This window comes from Acaryochloris sp. 'Moss Beach' (assembly GCF_021497025.1).
In the GTDB taxonomy this organism is placed as follows: Bacteria; Cyanobacteriota; Cyanobacteriia; order Thermosynechococcales; family Thermosynechococcaceae; genus Acaryochloris; species Acaryochloris marina_A.
Genome location: NZ_CP071717.1, coordinates 1,281,851 through 1,302,071 on the forward strand (window position 1 = coordinate 1,281,851; position 20,221 = coordinate 1,302,071).

18 protein-coding genes are annotated in these 20,221 nt (G+C 46.2%); 10 read left to right on the forward strand and 8 right to left on the reverse strand.

Annotation, left to right across the window (positions count from 1 at the left end):
• The first annotated feature begins 456 nt into the window (after window positions 1–456).
• The 6 genes from thrS to HRE53_RS05950 all read left to right on the forward strand — a co-directional run bounded on the left by thrS (window position 457) and on the right by HRE53_RS05950 (window position 6,332).
• Window positions 457–2,277, forward strand: coding sequence for a threonine--tRNA ligase (thrS, locus tag HRE53_RS05925; protein ID WP_235109457.1), 1,821 nt, complete (start codon window positions 457–459; stop codon window positions 2,275–2,277).
• Window positions 2,278–2,968: 691 nt separating this feature from the next.
• The gene (locus tag HRE53_RS05930; RefSeq protein ID WP_235109458.1) at window positions 2,969–3,217 is read left to right on the forward strand and encodes a hypothetical protein; all 249 of its coding nucleotides are present in this window, start codon (window positions 2,969–2,971) and stop codon (window positions 3,215–3,217) included.
• Window positions 3,218–3,372: 155 nt separating this feature from the next.
• A complete protein-coding gene (locus HRE53_RS05935; RefSeq protein ID WP_235109459.1) occupies window positions 3,373–4,572 on the forward strand; it encodes a winged helix-turn-helix domain-containing protein in 1,200 nt (399 codons plus the stop codon).
• 317 nt (window positions 4,573–4,889) lie between these two features.
• Entirely contained in the window at window positions 4,890–5,438 is a 549-nt protein-coding gene (locus HRE53_RS05940; protein ID WP_235109460.1) for an opioid growth factor receptor-related protein, read from the forward strand.
• Window positions 5,439–5,580: 142 nt separating this feature from the next.
• Window positions 5,581–5,913, forward strand: a complete 333-nt coding sequence (locus tag HRE53_RS05945) for a hypothetical protein (RefSeq protein WP_235109462.1) — start codon at window positions 5,581–5,583, stop codon at window positions 5,911–5,913.
• A gap of 101 nt (window positions 5,914–6,014) precedes the next feature.
• The gene (locus tag HRE53_RS05950) at window positions 6,015–6,332 is read left to right on the forward strand and encodes a hypothetical protein (RefSeq protein ID WP_235109464.1); all 318 of its coding nucleotides are present in this window, start codon (window positions 6,015–6,017) and stop codon (window positions 6,330–6,332) included.
• 174 nt (window positions 6,333–6,506) lie between these two features.
• Here the strand turns inward: HRE53_RS05950 and HRE53_RS05955 are convergent, their stop codons facing one another.
• The gene (locus HRE53_RS05955) at window positions 6,507–7,121 is read right to left on the reverse strand and encodes a 4Fe-4S single cluster domain-containing protein (protein ID WP_235109465.1); all 615 of its coding nucleotides are present in this window, start codon (window positions 7,119–7,121) and stop codon (window positions 6,507–6,509) included.
• A 33-nt stretch (window positions 7,122–7,154) separates the two neighbouring features.
• On the reverse strand, window positions 7,155–7,814 hold the full coding sequence (locus HRE53_RS05960; protein WP_235109466.1) for an alternative oxidase: 660 nt from the start codon (window positions 7,812–7,814) through the stop codon (window positions 7,155–7,157).
• Between the two features lie 227 nt (window positions 7,815–8,041).
• On the opposite strand from HRE53_RS05960, the gene HRE53_RS05965 reads away from it, so the two are divergent.
• Entirely contained in the window at window positions 8,042–8,404 is a 363-nt protein-coding gene (locus tag HRE53_RS05965; RefSeq protein ID WP_396133444.1) for a winged helix-turn-helix transcriptional regulator, read from the forward strand.
• 27 nt (window positions 8,405–8,431) lie between these two features.
• Here HRE53_RS05965 and HRE53_RS05970 read toward each other — a convergent pair whose 3' ends face one another.
• From HRE53_RS05970 to HRE53_RS05990, 5 genes are all read right to left on the reverse strand, one after another.
• Window positions 8,432–9,340: an amino acid ABC transporter substrate-binding protein gene (locus tag HRE53_RS05970; RefSeq protein WP_235109468.1), complete on the reverse strand. Its 909-nt coding sequence runs from the start codon at window positions 9,338–9,340 to the stop codon at window positions 8,432–8,434.
• A 799-nt stretch (window positions 9,341–10,139) separates the two neighbouring features.
• A complete protein-coding gene (locus tag HRE53_RS05975) occupies window positions 10,140–10,538 on the reverse strand; it encodes a pentapeptide repeat-containing protein (protein ID WP_212662635.1) in 399 nt (132 codons plus the stop codon).
• Window positions 10,539–10,638: 100 nt separating this feature from the next.
• Window positions 10,639–11,535 carry a metal ABC transporter permease gene (locus HRE53_RS05980; RefSeq protein ID WP_315874845.1) on the reverse strand — a complete coding sequence of 299 codons (897 nt, stop codon included), beginning with the start codon at window positions 11,533–11,535 and terminating at the stop codon, window positions 10,639–10,641.
• A gap of 2 nt (window positions 11,536–11,537) precedes the next feature.
• On the reverse strand, window positions 11,538–12,320 hold the full coding sequence (locus HRE53_RS05985) for a metal ABC transporter ATP-binding protein (protein WP_212666348.1): 783 nt from the start codon (window positions 12,318–12,320) through the stop codon (window positions 11,538–11,540).
• A gap of 40 nt (window positions 12,321–12,360) precedes the next feature.
• Entirely contained in the window at window positions 12,361–13,341 is a 981-nt protein-coding gene (locus HRE53_RS05990; protein WP_304518419.1) for a metal ABC transporter substrate-binding protein, read from the reverse strand.
• A gap of 888 nt (window positions 13,342–14,229) precedes the next feature.
• On the opposite strand from HRE53_RS05990, the gene HRE53_RS05995 reads away from it, so the two are divergent.
• Window positions 14,230–15,147 carry a cation diffusion facilitator family transporter gene (locus HRE53_RS05995; protein WP_212662638.1) on the forward strand — a complete coding sequence of 306 codons (918 nt, stop codon included), beginning with the start codon at window positions 14,230–14,232 and terminating at the stop codon, window positions 15,145–15,147.
• A gap of 64 nt (window positions 15,148–15,211) precedes the next feature.
• Here the strand turns inward: HRE53_RS05995 and HRE53_RS06000 are convergent, their stop codons facing one another.
• Window positions 15,212–17,941 carry a GAF domain-containing protein gene (locus HRE53_RS06000; RefSeq protein WP_235109469.1) on the reverse strand — a complete coding sequence of 910 codons (2,730 nt, stop codon included), beginning with the start codon at window positions 17,939–17,941 and terminating at the stop codon, window positions 15,212–15,214.
• A gap of 790 nt (window positions 17,942–18,731) precedes the next feature.
• On the opposite strand from HRE53_RS06000, the gene HRE53_RS06005 reads away from it, so the two are divergent.
• A complete protein-coding gene (locus HRE53_RS06005; protein ID WP_235109471.1) occupies window positions 18,732–19,394 on the forward strand; it encodes a cofactor assembly of complex C subunit B in 663 nt (220 codons plus the stop codon).
• On the forward strand, window positions 19,394–19,945 hold the full coding sequence (locus tag HRE53_RS06010) for a DUF456 domain-containing protein (RefSeq protein WP_212662641.1): 552 nt from the start codon (window positions 19,394–19,396) through the stop codon (window positions 19,943–19,945). Before HRE53_RS06005 ends, HRE53_RS06010 begins: the two co-directional genes overlap by 1 nt.
• The last annotated feature ends 276 nt before the right edge of the window (window positions 19,946–20,221 follow it).

Here is a 20,221-nt window from a genome sequence, read left to right on the forward strand (position 1 = left end):
GGTGCCAATGCTGTTTAACACTATTACTAGTGCCTGTTCCCCCCCTTCAGATTGGCGTAAACCTAGGCGAGTTATCCATGATCGGCTTGCTAGGAATGTCGCAATCCAGCCATTCATATCAGCATTGCTAATTTGAACAACAGAACATAGAACCCTTTCTAAAGACTGGGGTTGGCCTTAAAAGAAAAAATCGATGGGGATTGGCTGATACGGTTCGTTCCATATTGCTAAGCAAGAGTCGTCAATAGGAGTGATCATTAAATTTAGTTACTTTTTGCTATTTTGAGGCTTAGCCAGGGACTTCGTAGTTGAAGCACGGGACAAATAAGCCAATTGGCCAAAAGGCAGAATTGCTCGGTGAGGTTTGAGGCCGTATCCAACTTTATAGGTGATTCCTTCAAAGGTTTCGATAAGATGGGACAAGTCCGTAAAATTAGCTGAGACAATAGATCCGCAATGTCCGCTGAACAGCAACCTGAACAACAGCCTGAAAAGATTCATTTGCCCAAGACAAGTGAATCAGAACAACTCAAGAAAATCCGTCACACCACGTCCCATGTGATGGCGATGGCCGTTCAGAAGCTGTTTCCTGGCACCCAAGTCACGATTGGTCCATGGATTGAGTCGGGGTTCTATTACGACTTTGACAGCCCGAATCCTTTTACAGATAAAGACTTGAAGGCCATCAAGAAAGAGATGGTCAAAATCATCAAGAAGAAGCTGCCTGTAGAACGGGAAGAGGTGAGTCGGGAAGAGGCAAAGCAAAGAATCGAAGCACAGCAAGAGCCTTATAAGCTGGAAATCCTGGAAGATCTAAAAGATCCAATCACCCTCTATCATTTGGGCGATCAGTGGTGGGATTTATGTGCGGGTCCCCATGTGGAGTCCACTGGCGATTTGAATCCCAAAGCGATTGCCCTAGAAAGTGTCGCGGGTGCCTACTGGCGTGGGGATGAAACTAAGGCCCAATTGCAGCGCATTTATGGCACTGCTTGGGAGAACCCTGAACAACTGGCAGAACATAAGCGGCGGAAGGAAGAAGCACTTCGACGTGACCACCGCAAGCTAGGAAAAGAGCTGGGATTATTTATCTTTTCTGATCTGGTGGGACCAGGATTGCCACTATGGACGCCTAAGGGAACCTTGTTGCGATCGCAACTTGAAGACTTCCTCAAACAGGAACAGGTCAAGCGAGGATATCTCGGAGTAACCACACCCCATATTGCTCGAGTTGATCTATTTAAGACATCAGGTCACTGGCAAAAATACCAGGAAGATATGTTCCCGCTGATGAGCGAGAACGATGAAGATCGGAACTCCGAACAAGGCTTTGTCATGAAGCCCATGAACTGTCCATTTCATATTCAGATCTATAAGAGCGAGTTGCGATCTTATCGCGACTTACCTATGCGACTGGCAGAATTCGGCACGGTTTATCGGTATGAACAATCCGGCGAGTTGGGTGGCCTCACACGGGTACGCGGTTTTACCGTCGATGACTCCCACTTATTTGTGACCCCCGATCAGCTGGATGATGAGTTTCTGAAGGTGGTGGATTTAATTCTTTCCGTCTTTGAGAAACTCCAGCTCAAGAACTTCAAAGCCCGCCTGAGCTTCCGCGATCCAGATTCAGACAAATATATTGGTTCTGATGAAGCCTGGGACAAAGCTCAGAATGCCATTCGTCGAGCGGTTGAGACCTTGGGAATGGAGCATTTTGAAGGGATTGGCGAAGCTGCGTTCTATGGCCCTAAGTTGGATTTCATTTTCCAAGATGTCCTCGATCGGGAATGGCAGTTGGGAACGGTTCAGGTGGACTATAATCTGCCCGAACGCTTTGACCTGGAGTTTATGGGAGAAGACGGCAACCGCCAGCGCCCAATTATGATTCACCGGGCTCCATTTGGATCCCTCGAACGCCTAATTGGCATTTTGATCGAGGAATATGCAGGTGTCTTTCCCCTATGGCTGGCACCGGAACAGGTGCGGCTGTTGACAGTAAATGATGACCATATGCCTTTTGCACAGAAGGTAGCCACTGATTTGCAGGCCGGTGGAATTCGAGTCTCTGTAGATCAAAGTGGCGATCGCCTAGGCAAGAAAATCCGCAATGCAGAGAAAGCCAAGATTCCGGTAATGTCAGTGATTGGGGATAAGGAAGTAGAAGCCAATAGCCTCAATATTCGCACTCGGGCCTCAGGTGAGTTAGGAGCAATTCCAGTAGATGGGGTGAAGCAGAAGTTAGGAGATGCGATCGCAACCTTCTCTGCTTTTTAGATTGGACAGTGCAATCATTTCTCTGAATCATGACCGATGTTAGAACTCACATTGGTTTTAGTTTGCTGATGTGGAATCATCAGCATTGAGAGGGAAGGCTTTTAGGAGTATTTCTAAAACTATCCACAAGGGTAATTTATATTAAATAGGCTGCTCTGACTGCCTGACAGAAGTAGTTCAAAGCCTTTATTTTCATAGTTTTTGAGAAAAGAGTAGAGCGACATGTGAAGCTAGATTTAATGCATAGTGATGCTTACATCTGGAACCTATTACACGACGGCAGCATTGTTGCTTTCGAGGGTAAGTGTCCTGGCGACATGTCTGTGAAGGTCGAAATAGAGTACCTATGTGAAGTACTAGCTGTCGGGTCTACTTTCCTCTGGGTTCATCTTCATGGTTGTAGCGCCATAGCGTACATTCCATTTAATGACTCAACTCCTATCACAGATCTCACTCAATTAAGGGATTGTGACCTCGAAATCCTGAGCGCGAAAAATGAAGAAGGCCACATATCAGTCTGCTGTACTGATGGCATACTGCGCTTAAACTACGTGGAGGCCATTTATGAGCTGGACAACGGTGCTGCAGTTACTTTCGCTACTCTTTTGCAGGCATCTAAGCAATATTGGAATGAATTGGGAGCGAAGTAATAGGGAACGACGTATAACAAACCACCCATCATTGACCACAAATGACTGAAGATTCTGGCAAAATTACGATTGAACAAGCCTACTTGGCAGCATATGAATACTTGCTCCGCAGATGGGAGTATATGCCTGAGCGGCTGATAGCCGATGAACTCAGCGACATGAGTTTATTACCTGACGGAGGTAGTGCCGACCCAGCTTGTAAGAATGAGTTTGTCGAGGCTCTTCGGACAGTTCTTGACACTGAGGCGAAATCAGGGCGGTATAGTAGAGCCGATCAACAGCTCAATTGAAAGGCATAACAACTCGATGCATCCGAGATAAGGATATTTTCATACCTTGTCCGTCTAATTAATCGTTCTGAAAGACTAGGATCCTCTACGTATCAGCACGATTCTAATTTTCCCATTCCATTGCAGGGCGGTTAGGTCCACGAGAGATTGCTGCTATGAAAGAATCACTCTCCATTCAACAAGCCAGAAAACTGATCCTGCTATCACAGAGGTTACCGCCGAAGAACCACTCCGGTCGTGCAATTGAAGCGACGCTATCGGCGATTGAGCACCTTGGCTATATCCAGATTGACACCATCTCTGTTATTCAGCGCGCCCATCACCATACTCTGTGGAATCGCAATCCTCGTTATGAGGCTTCCCAGCTCAATCAACTACTTGCCGACAAACAGATTTTTGAATATTGGTCTCACGCGGCTGCCTACCTGCCTCTTCGTGACTACCGATTCAGTCTGCCTCGTAAACATGCCCTCGCAAGAGGTGACCAGAGCCACTGGTATAAGCGCGATGAGCAGATGTTGAAATGGGTGCTCAAGCGTATTGCCACCGAAGGCCCGTTAATGGCGAAAGATTTTGAACATACTGGTAAACGGATCGGTCCATGGAAAACCAAGCCTGCTAAACGCGCCCTGGAATATCTGTTTATGCAAGGGGATCTCATGGTGCCGTACCGTGTCAATTTCCACAAGGTTTACGATCTCACCGAGCGGGTATTACCAGAGGGCACCGATACCACCCTGCCTACTCCAGAAGAATACGCCCGATTTCTGATTACGCGATATTTGCGTGCCAACGGATTAGGGCAGTCTGCCGAAATTGCCTATTTGTTGAAAGGCATCAAGCCGCTTATTGATCAGACATTGGAGGACATGGTTTCTACCGGCGAGCTATTGCAGATTCGTGTCACTGGTAGGCTCTACTATGCATTGCCAATCGCACTGGAGCTGCTCAGCAAACCTTTGGCTCGCAGCAAACTAAAAATACTCTCACCATTTGACAATCTTGTTATTCAGCGCAAACGCATCAAGGCGCTATTTGGTTTTGATTATTTAATTGAGTGCTATGTTCCTGAGGCCAAACGCCGATACGGCTACTTCTCTCTACCCATTTTGTGGGAGGGGAAGCTGGTCGCTCGAATGGACTGCAAGACCGAGAGGACTGAATCACTGCTGCATATTCATCATCTCGCACTAGAACCCACCGTCTTAAAAACCGAGGGGTTATTCCTTGCATTGCGTAAAGAATTGGAATCATTTCTACAGTTCAATCACTGCAACAAGCTGCGGTTGCATAGAACCTCCCCCGCACTGGTTAAACCAGACTTGCAGAGTCTGATCAATGACTTGACGATTTGAAACTTGATACTATGAATATGCCTGAAACGATGTTGCCACAAGACAATGGGCACATTCTGGCAGAAGAGTGATGATTAACTCGGTTGCAGACATGCAGACTCTCTTTTGCGCAAAGACTGGCTAGGCCATGTTGATCAAGAACGAGCCGCCTGAACTGCCCATTCCTTACTTTCACCAACTTACGACGGTAAAAAATGATCAAGGCGAAGCCATCAACAATATGATCTGCAGTGGATGAACGCTCACAATGGCCCGATCATCACAACTGTTAGGCGATGCTATCGTGAGATGTATGACTCACAAAGATGCCTTTGAAGATGTACTCCCAAGAAAATCTCACAGCTATGATTGTGCCATTTTATTTGGGTGAAAGACCTGATTCTGAAGGACGAAAAATACAAGAAATATGGGTATGGGATTTTGAGAAGTTAGAGTGTGCCCATGACTACGTCCAATGGTTATTCCCACTCACGGCACAAAGCCACTTTAATCCAAACGCGCCAGTGGTTGATCAAGAAGTTATCCGAGCATTTCGAGAAGACCCAAGACTACAGCAACACTTGTCTCAGTCATTCTCAGTGATGTTGAATTTCTACGGTTTAGCTATTACCAGTGATCAGAGAGTACAGGTAACCATCCGTAAATCTGAAAACTATCCACATCGAAAGAAGGAATGGGTCAACATGTTTGACCATAATTATCTTCGTATTACCCGAATACTTAAGTGTTTAATAGCATTCGGTTTAGAAGAAGAAGCCAGAGCCTTCTACAAGTGTCTGAGTCAGATTTATCGAGAAGATAGCGACCAGATTGGAGATGAAACATTCCAGTACTGGACGAATGCAGCGAGCACTTCTGATTGCTAAGTTTATATTGCCAGCGTTCGGATACACTATTCCTCACTGCGACTTGCACAGAATGCTCAGGACTTCATGATGTTTGTAGGGGCGTTAAGTTTCTCTCGAACCCTTGCAACATAGATGCGTCTATTGAGTTCGGAGATTACAGATGGCCGTTGATCAACAACTTGTTTCCGAAATCAAGGCGCAATTGGAAGATGATATTTTGCACTTTGCATGGATACTCCAAATTGCACGCACACTAAAGCCAGACCGCACGGAATCTAACTGGCTCAACTCCGTCCTTGACTCTGTTACAGCACTCCACAGCAGTGGTGATATTTTTGTAGGAAACGCGCACACTGCCCATGGCATGGTATTGATTGAACCTTGGTCAGAAATGGGCCAAGACTTACGAACGCGAATGGAGTCCGAGATTGAAACATCGGGTGATCGCGAGTTTTGCTTTTGGATTCAACATGTAAAACCTTTCGCCAAATAACCCATGGATGGGCCAAGCAGGCTATTCTGACTTGATTCTCTTATTCGCATCAATTCTCGGTCCGACTATCCTGAAAATTTGACCCAGCATACGGTGATGGTATGAGCAATAACCACAAATCGCGGACTAAGGAGGCAAGGTTACGTATTCAAGCCGTGCAGACGATCTTAAAACGTTGGGATCCGATGGATCTTGCACCCGGTGAATTTGCTCCAGCAGACGAGTACGACAGCTACGCTCCCCACATCGTGTCGCTGGTTTCTCAGGGTTACTCAGCTGAGCAGATACTGGAACATCTACAGAGATTGCGATCAGGCATGGTTTGTATGAGAGAAAATCCCCGGCATGACATAGAGATTGCAGGTGAGATTATCGCCACATTGCGTAACACCCCAGAAGGAAACGACCAGCAAACATAAGTTTAATCAGCAGGTATCTCGATGTTGGCATCCAACAGACGGAACTACCATTTGTTCAAGAAGCACTCAAACCTAGTGGTTGAGCTTTACTCTAATTTTGATGACCTGATGGCGGTGCCATCGGGTTCCATCCATTGATCAAACTACGGGCATCAAGAATTTTTTGGCCCAGCACTATAAGAAACACCCCAAATGGGCTTTATATAAGGAAAAATCTACCACTAGGTCTAGTTGCTCCAACAATGCTTGCGAACCTGCTGGAGCGTAGGGTGCCAACAATCGTTCTAGGGTAAATCCCGTGTAGGCCATCGTATTCAAGCCTTCTGATTTCAAGCGCTCTGCCAGTAAAGCTAGAGCCGGTGCTTGCCAAAAGGGTTCTCCTCCAACAAAGGTCACCCCCTCATTCTTGGGATTGTGAACAATGATGTGAAACATGCGATCAATCGATATCAACTCATTAATTTCAAATGACCAAGATTGAGGATTTTCACAATTAGAACAACCACGATGACATCCTTGCAACCACACTACCGCCCGACATCCTGGACCATTTTCTTCTGATGCATCCCAATATCCCATAACGTTCAAATAACCGGGTGGCACTGCAATCAGGGATAGTAAGGGATCTATTTTCTGGGTTGTCTCTATCATGTTCAGTACCGTTATAAGGGTATCTATAGTTGCGATCGCACCCATCATTCCTTGCCTAAATCTCCAATCAACCGCTTTGAGAACGCCTCTCTGAAAGTAGGGAAGGGCGACTAGGGTGAGTCGCCCAGAGCTGTTCATTCAAAGGAGATTGCAGCAATAGAAATCAGGGCGTTAAGATTCAGAGATCAGGGCAGGGTTATGGGGGCTGAGGTTACCCTGTGCTTCCACAGACTGGCAAGCCACCATTGTTTTCACATGCTCCATTTCATCATCACGAATATTGATAAACACGTCATATAGGTTATCCACGGCAGGACGACGTTCCTCAGGGACGCGAGCCGATTGAAACTCATCAAACATATAGAGATCGCCATCGCGATAATAGCTAACCGCTATCTGAGGTGCAGGTTGGCCTTTGAGTTCCTTGGCATGATCATGGAGAAAGGAATTGTAGGTCTGATAGGCTTCCTGTTCGACTAACTCCATAAAATGGTAGGCCGAGCGCGGTGACACCAAATAAAGCACCACAACAATCCAGTAGTACAGTAGCGCCACATGGCGAGCCAGAAACCGATCCATCCATTTTTTATCTCCACCCAACGCTTCCATGATCAGCAAATGATGGAGTTCATTCCAGGACTCAGCAAAGTGTACTTTCAGCCAATCGGCCCGTCGCCAAGCCCCCAAGGTCTCATAAAAGTGGAGCACAGAGAGATAGGAAAAATAGGGAATCCGAGCCACCGTTTCTAGAACATAAAAACGCGGAATGGGGCGATCTCGATAGACCGTTTTTAAGACAAAGACCAGAACACCAACCAGTAGTCGAATCATGGATAAACGTTCCCTCTAGCTACTGATTGCATCCTGCCTGATCCCCCTGAAAGCGGCAAGATAGTTACCACAAGGTCTCCTTAGTTACCCAAAGTAAAAAGCTAGAGCCAGATCTACCCTTGATGTACTTCTGAACAAATTCTTAAATTTTGGATAATCAGCCCCCTATTCCTTGACGTACCCTCTAGAAACGTCAGGATGGAAGTGTACCCATCCTGGGGTGAATGATGGACGACACACAAAACTGTCTCAGCTCCTCCTGTCCGATTGAATATACCCTGGATAGAATTGGCGGCAAGTGGTCTATCCCCATTCTGCGAGAACTCTTTAGCAGTCCCCAACGCACCCACCAACTCCAGTCAGCCCTACCCGGCATCAGTACCAAAACTCTGATGGTGCGGCTGCGAGATTTAGAGGATCATGGCCTCGTCGAACGGCAGGTATTTGCAGAGGTACCTCTGCATGTGGAATATTCCATCACCGAAAAGGGGCAACACATTCAGCCTGTCTTGGCAGCCCTCTACCAAGTCGGACAACAATGGCTGGAGCAAGAAGACTGCCATTGCCCCCTAAACGAAAAAGTCGGTTAGTTCACCTCTTCTCTCTAACAGCAAGCGTTACAGATCGCTTTCGGGAATCTCTTCCTTGAAATCAACCACGAGCTGCATCGCTTCGAGGACTAAGTCTCGTAAATCCTGGGTCAGAGGGACCTTTGCTTGATCTCCAAACCAACGATCAAAGATTGACACATAGGACTCTTTACCTTGCAGATACCCTTGCATAAAGCGTACTAAGGAATAATTGACCTGATCCGCAAACTGAGAGTTATTTTCAGGCACCATGCAGGCAATTCCTTCTTTAGAAAAATACCCAATAACATCGAACTCGCTGGGATCTTTAGCCGTTTGCAGCCAGGCATCCAGTAGAATTCCATCGGCGGCGAACGCATCTACCTGCCCTTGCTGAAGGGCCTTATATCCTTCTGCATGAGTTTTAACGATCACGACTTGGGCTTGGGGCTGAGCCCGACGGATGGCTGTTTCATTGGTGGTCGCGGCCAGGGCCGCAATTTTCTTGTTTGCCAGGTCAGCCGTTTCCCACGCTGCATTTTGCTGCTTCACTAGCAAGCGAGTGCCTGTCAGACTGTAACTCACAGAGAAATCAATTTTCTTATCTCGTTCCCAGGTATAACTACTCGCATCACAAACAATATCCACTTCACCTTGAACCAGTTTGGGAATCCGGTCTTCAGGGTTAATGGGCATCAGCTGGAGCTGAACCTCTCGTCCTAACTCCTTGGCTAACTGAGCTTGGATTAGCTTCAGCATATCAATCGAGTAGCCTTGCAATTGCCCTTGATCATCCGCAAATGCAAAGGGCTGTGCTTCTTGGCTAGTACCGGCAGTTAACGTACCTGTACGTTGCACTTTTTCTAAGACTGATTCGGCGGCAGCAAACTGTACTCCCAAGACGGTGAATAGAGCTGTTAGGGTAGCAATGGTTGTCGACTGACCGAGTATTCGCATTCTCCTAGAGGGACGTGGAGTGGAATCTTGATGAAGAGAATGGGGGGTTTGGGGAGGGGCTGGGGGGTGCCTAGTTTCATAACGATAAATAATGTCAATCCGTATTTTGAAGCTGAATACAACACTTCAGGAAGTGCAGGTGAATAACAAACTGTATACACAAAAGGAATACCTACCTTCAGGGCATTCCAAAGACATAAAGAACCTTGAACGCCAAACTACCAGCAATCCCTGAGCTTGAGAAGTCGAATGTCATGTTCTGTTACGAGGATGACAAGCATTGTTGAGCTAGCCCTTGCCTAGACAGAAAACAGCGCACTTATATAAATAAGTGCGCTTCACGTAAGAGATGTGTTTTGGTTGGTGCAAGTAATTTCATTATAAATAGATTTATCTATATCTCCAATAAATTAATGATTGATTTTTATCTATATATCTACTAAAGTCCAGACACAGTTCTCAAGACATACTATATTGCCTCTCTAAAGAGATCGAATGTATCCAAGCCCTGATGACTTTGATGCTTTAGCCAGGATTTTATCAACACTCCATGTTTGGCCCAGGGTGAGAGTCGGCGTCAAACAACCTCAGGTCGGGGTAAGGTCTTTTTTGTAGTTGTTTTGCAAACTGTCTAGCCCCTAACTTATGCCAGGCTACAAGATCTCACTGTTCATCTAGGAGAATTAGTGTAGTTGAGTTGCGTGCGATCGCAACTGCAATACCATCCACCAGATGAGCGCCATCCATCGAGGCATCCAGCCTAAAACCTTACTATTAAAAGCTTATAGGCGTTGGCGGCCTAAGTAACTAAATGCATCTTCGCCGTTTCGGGATGAAATCCGGTGGGAAAATGGGTATTGCGATCATAATCGGCGGCGGCTAATCGGGCATCGCCTAAATCAGCTTCTCTTAGATCCGTCCCCATCAGATTAGCCCCCCGCAGATCAGCTCCTTTAAGATTGGCACTTTGCAAAAAGGCTCCGCCTAGATCAGCGCCTCTAAGAGTGGAGCCTTGCAAATTGGCATCGCCCAGATCCACAGACTCTAAGTCAGCGCCAGCTAGATAAGCATCTTGAAGGTTGACCTCACTCAAATCCACTTCACTCAGAGAAATACCTCTTAAGTTAGCCCCTGCAAAATTCCGTTTCCCAGACAAATATTGTGCTAAAAAATCATCTCGGCCTATCACTACTTCCATAGTTAAACCTTTATCTATGAGCACTATCTTTGCAGACAGGGCAATGAGCAGGGTGAGATTTCACTGACCGATTTCACCCTAGAGATTTAAGTGTACCGAATCAGTCCCGAGTCGGCGAGGGCAATGTAACGTTGGAAGTCTGATATTTTCGCTGCAATCGCTGAGCGATAATGCCATATTTGGGAGAGAAAAACATCGTCACAATAAATACCAGGGTTAAGAGAGTGACAATACTACCCCCCGTGGAAATATCCAAGTGATAACTAAGATAAGTGCCCATTACACAAGAAAACACACTACTGATCACTGAAATGATCAGCATATGGTCAAAGCGATCGCTCAATAAATAGGCAATTGAACCCGGCGTCACCAACATTGAAATCACTAAGATAATACCTGCGGTTTGCAGTGCCGTGACAATGGTCAGAGCTAGCACACACAGCAGGGTATAGTACATAGCTTGAGTATTCAGACCAATGGCTTTTGCATGGTTCGGATCGAAGCAGAATAGCATCAGATCTTTGCGCCGTAGCAGAATGACAACGAGGGTAATCGTCCCTGCAATCAAGGTTTGGATAATATCCTGTTGAGAAATTCCGAGGACATTACCAAAAAGGATATGGAATAGATCAATATTGCTGGGGATTTTGGTGATTAACACTAAACCAAAGGCAAAAAACCCGGTGAAGATCACCCCAATCACGGCATCTTCTTTCAGGCGAGTGTTGGACTTCACATAGCCGATGGCAACTGTAGCCCCAAACCCAAAGACAAACGCACCAATGGAAAAGGGGATATTCAGGGCATAGGCCACCACTACACCGGGTACCACTGCATGGGAAATGGCGTCTCCCATCAGGGACCAACCCTTAAGGGTGATGTAGCAGGAGAGTACGGCACACACTAGGCCCACAAAGGCACTCACCCAGATTGCTTGGACTAAAAATGCATACTGTAAGGGTTCGACAATCCAATTCCACAGCGGTATGGATGCCATGGTCATGCTTCTACCTCTGACTGCAGAGGGATTTGCTTTAGACTCCGGATGGGCAAACCGCCAAAGGTCAGTGCAAGATTTTCTTCAGTAAAGGTTTCGGCGGTCGTCCCCGAGGCAAGAATCGTTTGATTGAGCAGGATGGTGCGATCGCAAAAAGTCGACACAGATGCCAGATCGTGGGTAGAAATCAAAATAGTGTGGTGTTCTTGACGCAATTGCAGCATCAGATCAATGATGCTTTTTTCTGTCTTGACGTCTACCCCTGTAAACGGCTCATCCAGTAACATGACCTTGCTTTCTTGGGCCAAGGCTCGGGCTAGAAATGCGCGCTTTTTCTGGCCCCCTGATAGTTCTCCAATTTGACGATGGCGAAAATCAACCATACCGACTCGCTCAAGACTGGACATCACCAGCCGTCGATCCTTCGCAGAGGGCATCCGCAGCACATTCATATAGCCATAGCGTCCCATCATCACCACGTCGAAAACGCTGACGGGAAAATTCCAGTCCACCTCATCAGCTTGCGGGACATAGGACATCAATTGTCGTTTTTGGGCCTTATGAACGGGCAAGCCCTGCACCCGGATGTGGCCTTGGGTGGGACGTAAAAACCCCATGATGGATTTGAATAGGGTTGATTTACCGCAGCCGTTGGGTCCTACCAAAGCGGTGATGGTTCCGGGTTCTACGGTGCAAGTCGCGTTGTAAAGAGCTAACCGGGCATTATTGTAGGTGACGCTCAGGTTATCCACGGTAATGCCGAAGGCTTGAGTTGTAGAATTCATCATCTTGACTAGTAATCGTTACCAAATATCTTGCGAACGTTCAGTTTTTGCGGCCAGCGAGTAAGCCGTTGGTTATCGTGCGAGCGTCATATTCCAGCAAATCTAAAAACGTGGGTACGGGGCCTTCTGTCGTTGAGAGAGAATCGACATAGAGATTGCCGCCAAACCGCGCGCCTGTAGTTTTGGCCACCTGCTTTTGCCCTTCATCACTCACGGTACTTTCACAGAAAATCGTCGGTACATCATTCGACTTGACCTTTTTAATCACGCGTTGGACTTGCTTAGGAGTAAACTGCTGTTCTGCATTGATCGGCCACATATAAATTTCTTTCATGTCATAGTCCCGAGCCAGGTAAGAAAATGCGCCTTCACAGCTCACTAAATACCGTTGGCTGGCAGGAACTTTCTCTAGGTCTGCTTGTAGCTCATCATCAATAGCTTTGAGTTTCTTGCTGTAGGCTTCAGCATTGGCGTTGTAGGTTTCTTCATTTTCTGGATCGAGTTTCACAAATGCTTTGCGAATGTTTTCGACATACACCAGGGCATTGCGGGGTGACATCCAAGCGTGGGGATTGGGCTTATCAGAATAGGGGCCTTCCACAATCGGCATCGGTTCAATTCCCTCTGTCAGTATCGCCGAAGGGACATCTTTGACACTGCCCAGGAACTTCTCAAACCAGCGTTCCAGGTTCATGCCGTTGTAGAGAATCAAGTCGGCATCCTGGGCTTTAACCAAATCGCTAGGAGTGGGTTCATAGCCGTGAATCTCTGCACCAATACGGGTGACGGATTCTACGTTCAGCTTGTCACCGGCAACGTTGCGGGCCATATCAGCCAGAATCGTGAATGTTGTCAGTACCGTCTTTTTCCCATTCGCTTTTGCGGGTCGATTTTCATTTTCTGCAGTCTGCTCTTCAGGGTTCGTCGAAGGCCCGTCAGGGGCTGTGCAGCCGGTAAAAGCTAACCCAAATGCCAGGAGAGTGGCGAACACAACACTTCTTCGGAGAGGGATATTGGTCATGCAGTGAAAACTGTTTCATAATCATTTCATATTCTACTTCTATCCCAGCTAGAAGACAATTCTAGATTGCTTCACATATCTATACATTCTGGAGGTAGTATCTAGAATTAGCGCGCTATTTTAGCATCCAACAACAATGGAATACCTTTGGCTCTAACAAGGTTCAGTCGTTAGATAAATCGGTGCAAATCCGTTGCTACGCTGTCCCACAGATGTGATGAGGTCTGAGCATCAGAGTCAGAATGCCCGCCCAGCAATGATTCACTTTCACAACATCTACGAGATCTGGGGAATCAGTGTAAAAGTTGGGTTTTCCGTAGTTGGGAAACTCATATTTGTTTTTGGGCTCAGTACCGTTGCCAAGTTTGTCTACATTACAAGAGCTAGCCTGACGTTAACCCATCCTCCTTCAAGCGAAGAGATCCTTCCCCCTTCAAGCATGGAGGACAAAGAGGTAGACATTGCCATCACGGGAGAAATATTTAATCAACCCGTTTATGGGCCATTTCGATGAAAGGGGACTAGGCATCATTCTTCGCAAGTCTTAAAACACTTGGCAGTCACACTACTTTTACCTACTACTGATCCCATAAAGCACCAGAAATATGGCTTATTAATTAAAAGCAATATCAATAAGAGGGTTTTGCAGATCTACCCTTTTCAGACTGTTTCAATAAATTCTTCACTCACCGAGGCTTTGAAATCCTGTCACCACAATTAATTCATCTACTGCTCTATGCGTAAGAGTTTTGATGACCATAAATAATTTTTTTGATTTAAATAAAAAAAAGAAGTTGTGGCTTCTACATATAGTTGCAATAAGCGGCCTTAATGACTGATGATTGATCTCAATAGCCGTTCTTAAATAAAAGCAGCCCTAGTAGGTTCATGACTATCGATAATCGCCAAGATGTGCGCAATGTGCTCGTCACTGTCTTGTTTTTAAATGTCACAGTGATGCTAATTAAGGCTGGCCTGGGATGGTGGACAGGGTCTTTGAGTTTATTCGCAGATGCACTGCATAGCATTACCGATAGTGCGAATAACGTGCTGGGATTAACCATGAATCGATTGGCATCCCCAGAACCCGATCGCGAGCATCCCTATGGACACCAAAAATTTGATGCCATTGGGGCGTTGGGTATCGCTGCTTTTTTAGGGATTGCTTGCTTTGAAATTTTAGAAGGGGCAGTGGGGAATCTCTTCAGCCAACAGTCTGATGTGGCAATGTCGCCTCAAGTCTTAGAACTATTGCTCGTGGTATTGGGCCTCAATATTATTGTGGCCGTTTACGAGCGTAGCGTTGGCGAGCGGGTGAACAGCAGCATTCTGTTATCGGATGCGCAACATACGATGAGCGATATTTGGGTCACCGGAATGGTGATGCTGGGCCTTGTCGGTGTGGGATTAGGATATCAATGGGTCGACGTGGTGTTGGCCTTCCCTGTCTGCGTTTTAGTATTTGCTAGCGGCTGGTCTGTATTGCAGCACAACTTGCCTTGGTTGGTGGATGAGATGGCCATTGCCCCAGAAGCGATTCATGACGCGGTGATTAATGTGCCTGGGGTGCTCAACTGTCACGATATAGCTTCTCGTGGGTTGTTGGGACGTCAGACCTTTATCGAGATGCACCTGGTGGTGGACTCAGATAGTGTCGAAGTGGCCCATGACATCACAGAAGAAGTGGAAGCCATTCTGGAGCAAAAGTATGCTCCTATACGGGCCACTATCCACATTGAACCCCGGTCTTATTCCTCCGAGCAGATTAGTTTTGGTGAAGTGCCGGCAACGGAACAAGGCGTCTAACCAAAAGAGTCTGGGGATTGACTCAAGGTGATAAGGCGATCGCGATCCTAAACAGCCCATCATCTTAAGTCTTCGTTTTGAGAGACAGAGCATTATCAACCAGATTAGTAATTTGATCGAATTGAAACCCTCTAAATAGCTTCATCAGTTTCGTGGTCAACTTGGGATAGTCAGTCGTGATTTCTGCTAATTGTTGACTAACCCACTCCTCATCCAGTTCAATCGCCGCTTGTTGCAACTGAGTGAGCCATTCTACAGAACGCTGAGATAGCTGCAATTCCGCATCATGATCGCTTATTAGCAGAGCATCCTGGTCTTCGGAAAAAGTGATAGCTTGCCCCTGATCTTCCGACAAGAACTTCAGGTTGAGATGTTGAGCCAGTAGCTCAAATAACCTGCTGGGTTGATAGGGTTTGCACAGAAAATCATCACAGCCAGCTTCCTCGCATTCAGCTTGGGTATCTTCGAATACACTCGCTGTTACGGCAATAATAATAGTTCTTGAAGCAGATATTTCTGTTCTGGAGACCGCACTCGGAGAAATAACATCAGCTCTCTGATTCCCCTGAGACTCTAGGGAACGAATGACCCTGGTTGCCTCATAGCCATTCATAACGGGGAGCTGCCAATCCATCCAAATTATCTGAGGATGCCAGGCTTGCCAACAGTCGACGGCTGCTTGGCCATTTTCGACCGTCTGCACCTCAAATCCCACATCCGTCATCAGCTGCTTTAGAATTTGCCGATTCTCTAAATTATCTTCAACAATGAGCATGCGGATGGGAGCTTGGTCAGGAGCAAGGCCTGTCACATTCGTATAGCGATGTTCTTCAACCTCATCCGTATCTGGAATCACCACAGGAATCTGCACCAATACGGTCGTCCCCTGTCCTGGCTGACTCTGGACCTGAATATCACCCTTCATCAGGTGGATGAAGTGACGACAAATCGCCAGGCCTAACCCTGTGCCGTCTTGTGAGCGTTGCCCCGATGGCGTTTGGATAAAGGCTTCAAAAATACCAGCGAGTTGGTTGTTCGCTATTCCTATTCCCGTATCTTCAACTTCAAAGCATAGTGAAAGGCTAGGTTGAGGGTTCTCTTGATGGGGAGTCAACGACTCGGGCGAGGGTTGGGTAAAAGCGCTCAAGGTAACGGAGCCAACGTCTGTAAATTTCAAGGCGTTGGTCAGCAGATTAATTAACACTTGCCTGAGCCTGCTTTCATCAATACGGATATAGGATGGTAATTGGCTTGATTTTTGGACGTTTAGAACTAATCCCTTCGATTTGGCTTTCAAGGCAAACATTTCTTGCAGGGAATCTAGCAGGTGGAGGAGGTCACAGTTCTGAAGATTGAGAGAAATTTTTCCCGCTTCAATCTTGGACATATCCAAAACATCATTGATTAAATTCAGCAGATGAGAGCCGCTCCGATTAATGGTGTTCAGGGTTTGTTTCTGTTCACCGGTCAGGTTTTTATCCCGAGCTAGGAGTTGGCTAAACCCCAAAATGGCATTGAGGGGGGTTCTTAACTCATGGCTCATATTGGCTAAAAAAGCACTTTTTGCCTGATTCGCAGCTTCTGCTTTATTCTTTGACTCTCGCAGTTGGTTGAGTAGTTCTGACTGTTGCAAAGCCACCCCCAACTGGGCACCCGCTTGTTTCAGGAGGTACAGCTCTACCTGGTGCCATGAACGAGGCTGGTGGAGTTGGTATGCCGCTAATAACCCCCAGAGGGTTTCACCGATAAAAACGGGGACAACCATATAGGCTCTAATCTGAAACCATTCCAGGATCTCTATGTGGCAGTCTGTATAGGATTGTTGGTAAATATCAGTAACCACTGTCATGGCATTATCTCGGTATTTCCCACCCTGATTTTCCTGTAAATAAGTATCCTGCCAGGTGGTCGGCACATCTATTTCTGATAGGGGCGATAGGTTGGGCGCGGTAGCCTCAACCAGAAATTTCCCGGACCAATCTGGAAAGAATTGGTAGACGACAACGCGATCGCATCCCAAAGACTCACGTACATCATGGGTCGTTGCCCGAAAAATATCCTCAATATCTAAACTTTGGCGAATCCGCAGAACAATTTCAGCAATATTGCGCTCATACCTGGCTTTCCAAGCCTCTTGTTCTTTCTGCACCTCAACTTGCTGGAGGGCAATTTGTAATTGTTGGGATTTACCCAATGCCTGCTCATACAATTCTGCTTGATTTAGAGCGATACCGAGCTGAATCGCAATTTGCTCCATAAATTCTATTTCTGAGAATAGCCATACCCGAGGTCCTGAGCACTGATGCAGACATAGCAATCCCCAGAGCTGATCGCCTTGAAGTAGGGGAAGAACTAAGGTGGCCCGAACTTGAAACCGCTCATAAATCTGAATATGGCAATCACTTAGACCCGCCGTATAAATATCAGAAACTGCAAATACTCGACCCAATTGATATTTATCAGCGTAATTCTCGCTAAAGCGATCATCTGTTACTCGCGCAGCCACTACGGAGTAATAGACTGGAACAACTTTTTCTGCTACAAAAACACCTTGTCTATAATCGGTGGCAGGATCGAACTGAAAAATAGCAACTCGATCTGTTTTTAGTACATCTTGAATTTTGTCAACAGCAATCTGAAAGATGGTATTGGTATCGAGCTTTTTCTGAATCTCATTAGTCACCTCTCTCAATAAAGTAGATTGCTGCAGCAACGTTTCTAACTGGATGTCACAGCTTAGAGTCTCTTCTTCATCTTGGGGTAAATGGAAAGGGTCAGGTGCAGATCCAGTCATATTTAAGATCTCTCCATCACAGGTAGTTGAGGCTCGAGAACACTTCAGGTTTAACTGTGATCATGACCACCCTAATATTGCTTAAACGACTTAACGCATCTCTATCAGGAGCATCTAATTTATAAGCTATATATAAGAACTTCACTCGGCAATCAGAAAAGACATTAAAAAAAAGTTAGCTATATCGCCAACCTGACAATCAGCATTTTAAAACTAAAATTCTCCACAAAAAGAGATCATATATATAGTTTTGCCACTGAAAAATTAATCAATTCATAACAACTTAATAAGATCCTTACCTTGCATTAAGCAGTGCACATTCTAGCTTGTTTTATTGAATTTGAGTAGAGACAATCTACTAGATAGACAAAGATTTCACTAAAAATTTTTATGCCAGAAATCTTTGTCTTCTAGCCTTAACATCAACCACCTATCTGTCCTATCTAAATACTCCTCACCAAGCTAAGATTTTTACTTTAAATCTGGCTTAAAATCTCCAACATCAAGCATTATCAATTAGCATCTAAATCAACTGAAGAGTTGAAAGTCAGCCCATGCACAATTGATAGGTGTGATAAAAATACGCTTTACCAAATCTCAGTCGATCAACCTGTGCCTAATCAACGAGGCTGATAGGGTACACATCAAGTCGAAACAGCATTGTAGGGAATGAGAAGCAATACACCTCTATCCAGGAAAACGCAGTACTGATATTCCACCAAGACTGGAACAACACACTTTCCCCAACGGATTACTATAAAGGTAGTCCTGACGTTGCCATTAAAAAGGGATGCCTCAATCTGATCCCAATCGAATACTACGTTTACTACCCTTTGTTGTCGGAGGACTGGGGGGTGCTTTACTCATGGTTAATCGCCTCCTTACCCCCAGTTTGACGACATCCCAGGCCCGCTCTGATGCCGTCGGCGTCATTATCAGTGCCGTATTGATTCTGACTGGATTGCTCTGGCAGCGAGTTCAACCGCGATCACCCGAGGCCGTCGAGCTGATCGGAGAGCAGGGCATTGAGTTTGCACCTAATTTATCAGAAACGGCTAAAACCGAGTTGGCATGGGCTTCTCATATACTGCTCACCAATACCGTTACCAAATCTGTGGTGATTTGGTATCGCGATCAGGTATTGCTCCGACGAGGGGTATTAGGACCCATCTCAACGGTGAAACCTGGTGCCATTGTTGAGCGGGTTTTGAGCACCGAAAAAGCGGTCTATTTAGTCGCCCTAAAGCTTTACCCAGGCAGGGTTGAGTTCGATTATCTTCCTGAAAATACTCAGGGCGTGATCTGCCAGCCCATTGGTAACGAAGGCGTCCTTATTTTAGGCGCCAATGTCCCCCGCAGCTACACCAATCAGGACGAAGCATGGGTAAGTGCGATCGCAGATAAATTAGACAATACTCTTAGCCAACAAGAATCAACCCCCATCTCTGGATAATGTCTGTGGACTTTTTAAGCGCGCTTCAAGACCAGCAAATCATTCTGTACTGGATCCTGATCGCCGTCATGATCGTCGGCGTTATCGGCTCCGTTGTACCTGCTTTGCCGGGCTCTAGTCTGGTGTTAGTCGCCATTTTGCTGTGGGGCTTAGTGGTAGGCTTTGGCAAAATTGGCGTGGCATTGGGGGTAGCCATCGCTGTCCTCGTTGTCAGTACAGCCGTAGATTTTCTAGCAACCTTTTGGGGAGCGAAAAAAGCCGGGGTCAGCCGGTGGGGGCAAATTGGCGCAATGGTGGGTTTAGTAGCGGTTTTATTTGGCCTTTTACCCCCTGCTCTAGTGGTAGGTGGTCCCATTATCGGCCTACTGATTGGGCCGTTTATTGGTGCGTTTATTGGCGAGTTTTTATATCGGCGCAACTTCAAACAAGCCCTAAAAGCCTCAGTAGCAGTCGTTGCTAGCTCTTTGATTGGTAATTTAATTCAGGGAGTATTGGCTCTAGGAGCAGTCATTGTCTTCCTTCTCACAACATGGTCAAGTGTTATGGGTTGAGATACTACCCAGACAAGCACAACTGTTCAAGCATCTTGCACAACAGGCTGATGACACGAACCATATTGAGCGGAACAAGCAGGGAAGCCTGATCACCACTTACGGCAATTAGTAGCCTCTGGTTGATGTAGCTTAATACATCTGCAAGAAATCTAGATAGTTCTGAAAGCCTCACCCATACAACACACACTCTTTTAGATAGAAGAATTCCGAGTTCTAAGGAGACCTTGAAATTCTTCTACTATTTTCAGATCATGAATCTGAGCTAATCACGAT

Coding starts and splice junctions, on each gene's coding strand:
- thrS (WP_235109457.1), top strand. CDS start 457: ATGTCCGCTGAACAGCAACCTGAACAACAGCCTGAAAAGATTCATTTG.
- HRE53_RS05930 (WP_235109458.1), top strand. CDS start 2,969: ATGACTGAAGATTCTGGCAAAATTACGATTGAACAAGCCTACTTGGCA.
- HRE53_RS05935 (WP_235109459.1), top strand. CDS start 3,373: ATGAAAGAATCACTCTCCATTCAACAAGCCAGAAAACTGATCCTGCTA.
- HRE53_RS05940 (WP_235109460.1), top strand. CDS start 4,890: ATGTACTCCCAAGAAAATCTCACAGCTATGATTGTGCCATTTTATTTG.
- HRE53_RS05945 (WP_235109462.1), top strand. CDS start 5,581: ATGGCCGTTGATCAACAACTTGTTTCCGAAATCAAGGCGCAATTGGAA.
- HRE53_RS05950 (WP_235109464.1), top strand. CDS start 6,015: ATGAGCAATAACCACAAATCGCGGACTAAGGAGGCAAGGTTACGTATT.
- HRE53_RS05955 (WP_235109465.1), bottom strand. CDS start 7,121: ATGAACAGCTCTGGGCGACTCACCCTAGTCGCCCTTCCCTACTTTCAG.
- HRE53_RS05960 (WP_235109466.1), bottom strand. CDS start 7,814: ATGATTCGACTACTGGTTGGTGTTCTGGTCTTTGTCTTAAAAACGGTC.
- HRE53_RS05965 (WP_396133444.1), top strand. CDS start 8,042: ATGGACGACACACAAAACTGTCTCAGCTCCTCCTGTCCGATTGAATAT.
- HRE53_RS05970 (WP_235109468.1), bottom strand. CDS start 9,340: ATGCGAATACTCGGTCAGTCGACAACCATTGCTACCCTAACAGCTCTA.
- HRE53_RS05975 (WP_212662635.1), bottom strand. CDS start 10,538: ATGGAAGTAGTGATAGGCCGAGATGATTTTTTAGCACAATATTTGTCT.
- HRE53_RS05980 (WP_315874845.1), bottom strand. CDS start 11,535: ATGGCATCCATACCGCTGTGGAATTGGATTGTCGAACCCTTACAGTAT.
- HRE53_RS05985 (WP_212666348.1), bottom strand. CDS start 12,320: ATGAATTCTACAACTCAAGCCTTCGGCATTACCGTGGATAACCTGAGC.
- HRE53_RS05990 (WP_304518419.1), bottom strand. CDS start 13,341: ATGACCAATATCCCTCTCCGAAGAAGTGTTGTGTTCGCCACTCTCCTG.
- HRE53_RS05995 (WP_212662638.1), top strand. CDS start 14,230: ATGACTATCGATAATCGCCAAGATGTGCGCAATGTGCTCGTCACTGTC.
- HRE53_RS06000 (WP_235109469.1), bottom strand. CDS start 17,941: ATGACTGGATCTGCACCTGACCCTTTCCATTTACCCCAAGATGAAGAA.
- HRE53_RS06005 (WP_235109471.1), top strand. CDS start 18,732: ATGCCTCAATCTGATCCCAATCGAATACTACGTTTACTACCCTTTGTT.
- HRE53_RS06010 (WP_212662641.1), top strand. CDS start 19,394: ATGTCTGTGGACTTTTTAAGCGCGCTTCAAGACCAGCAAATCATTCTG.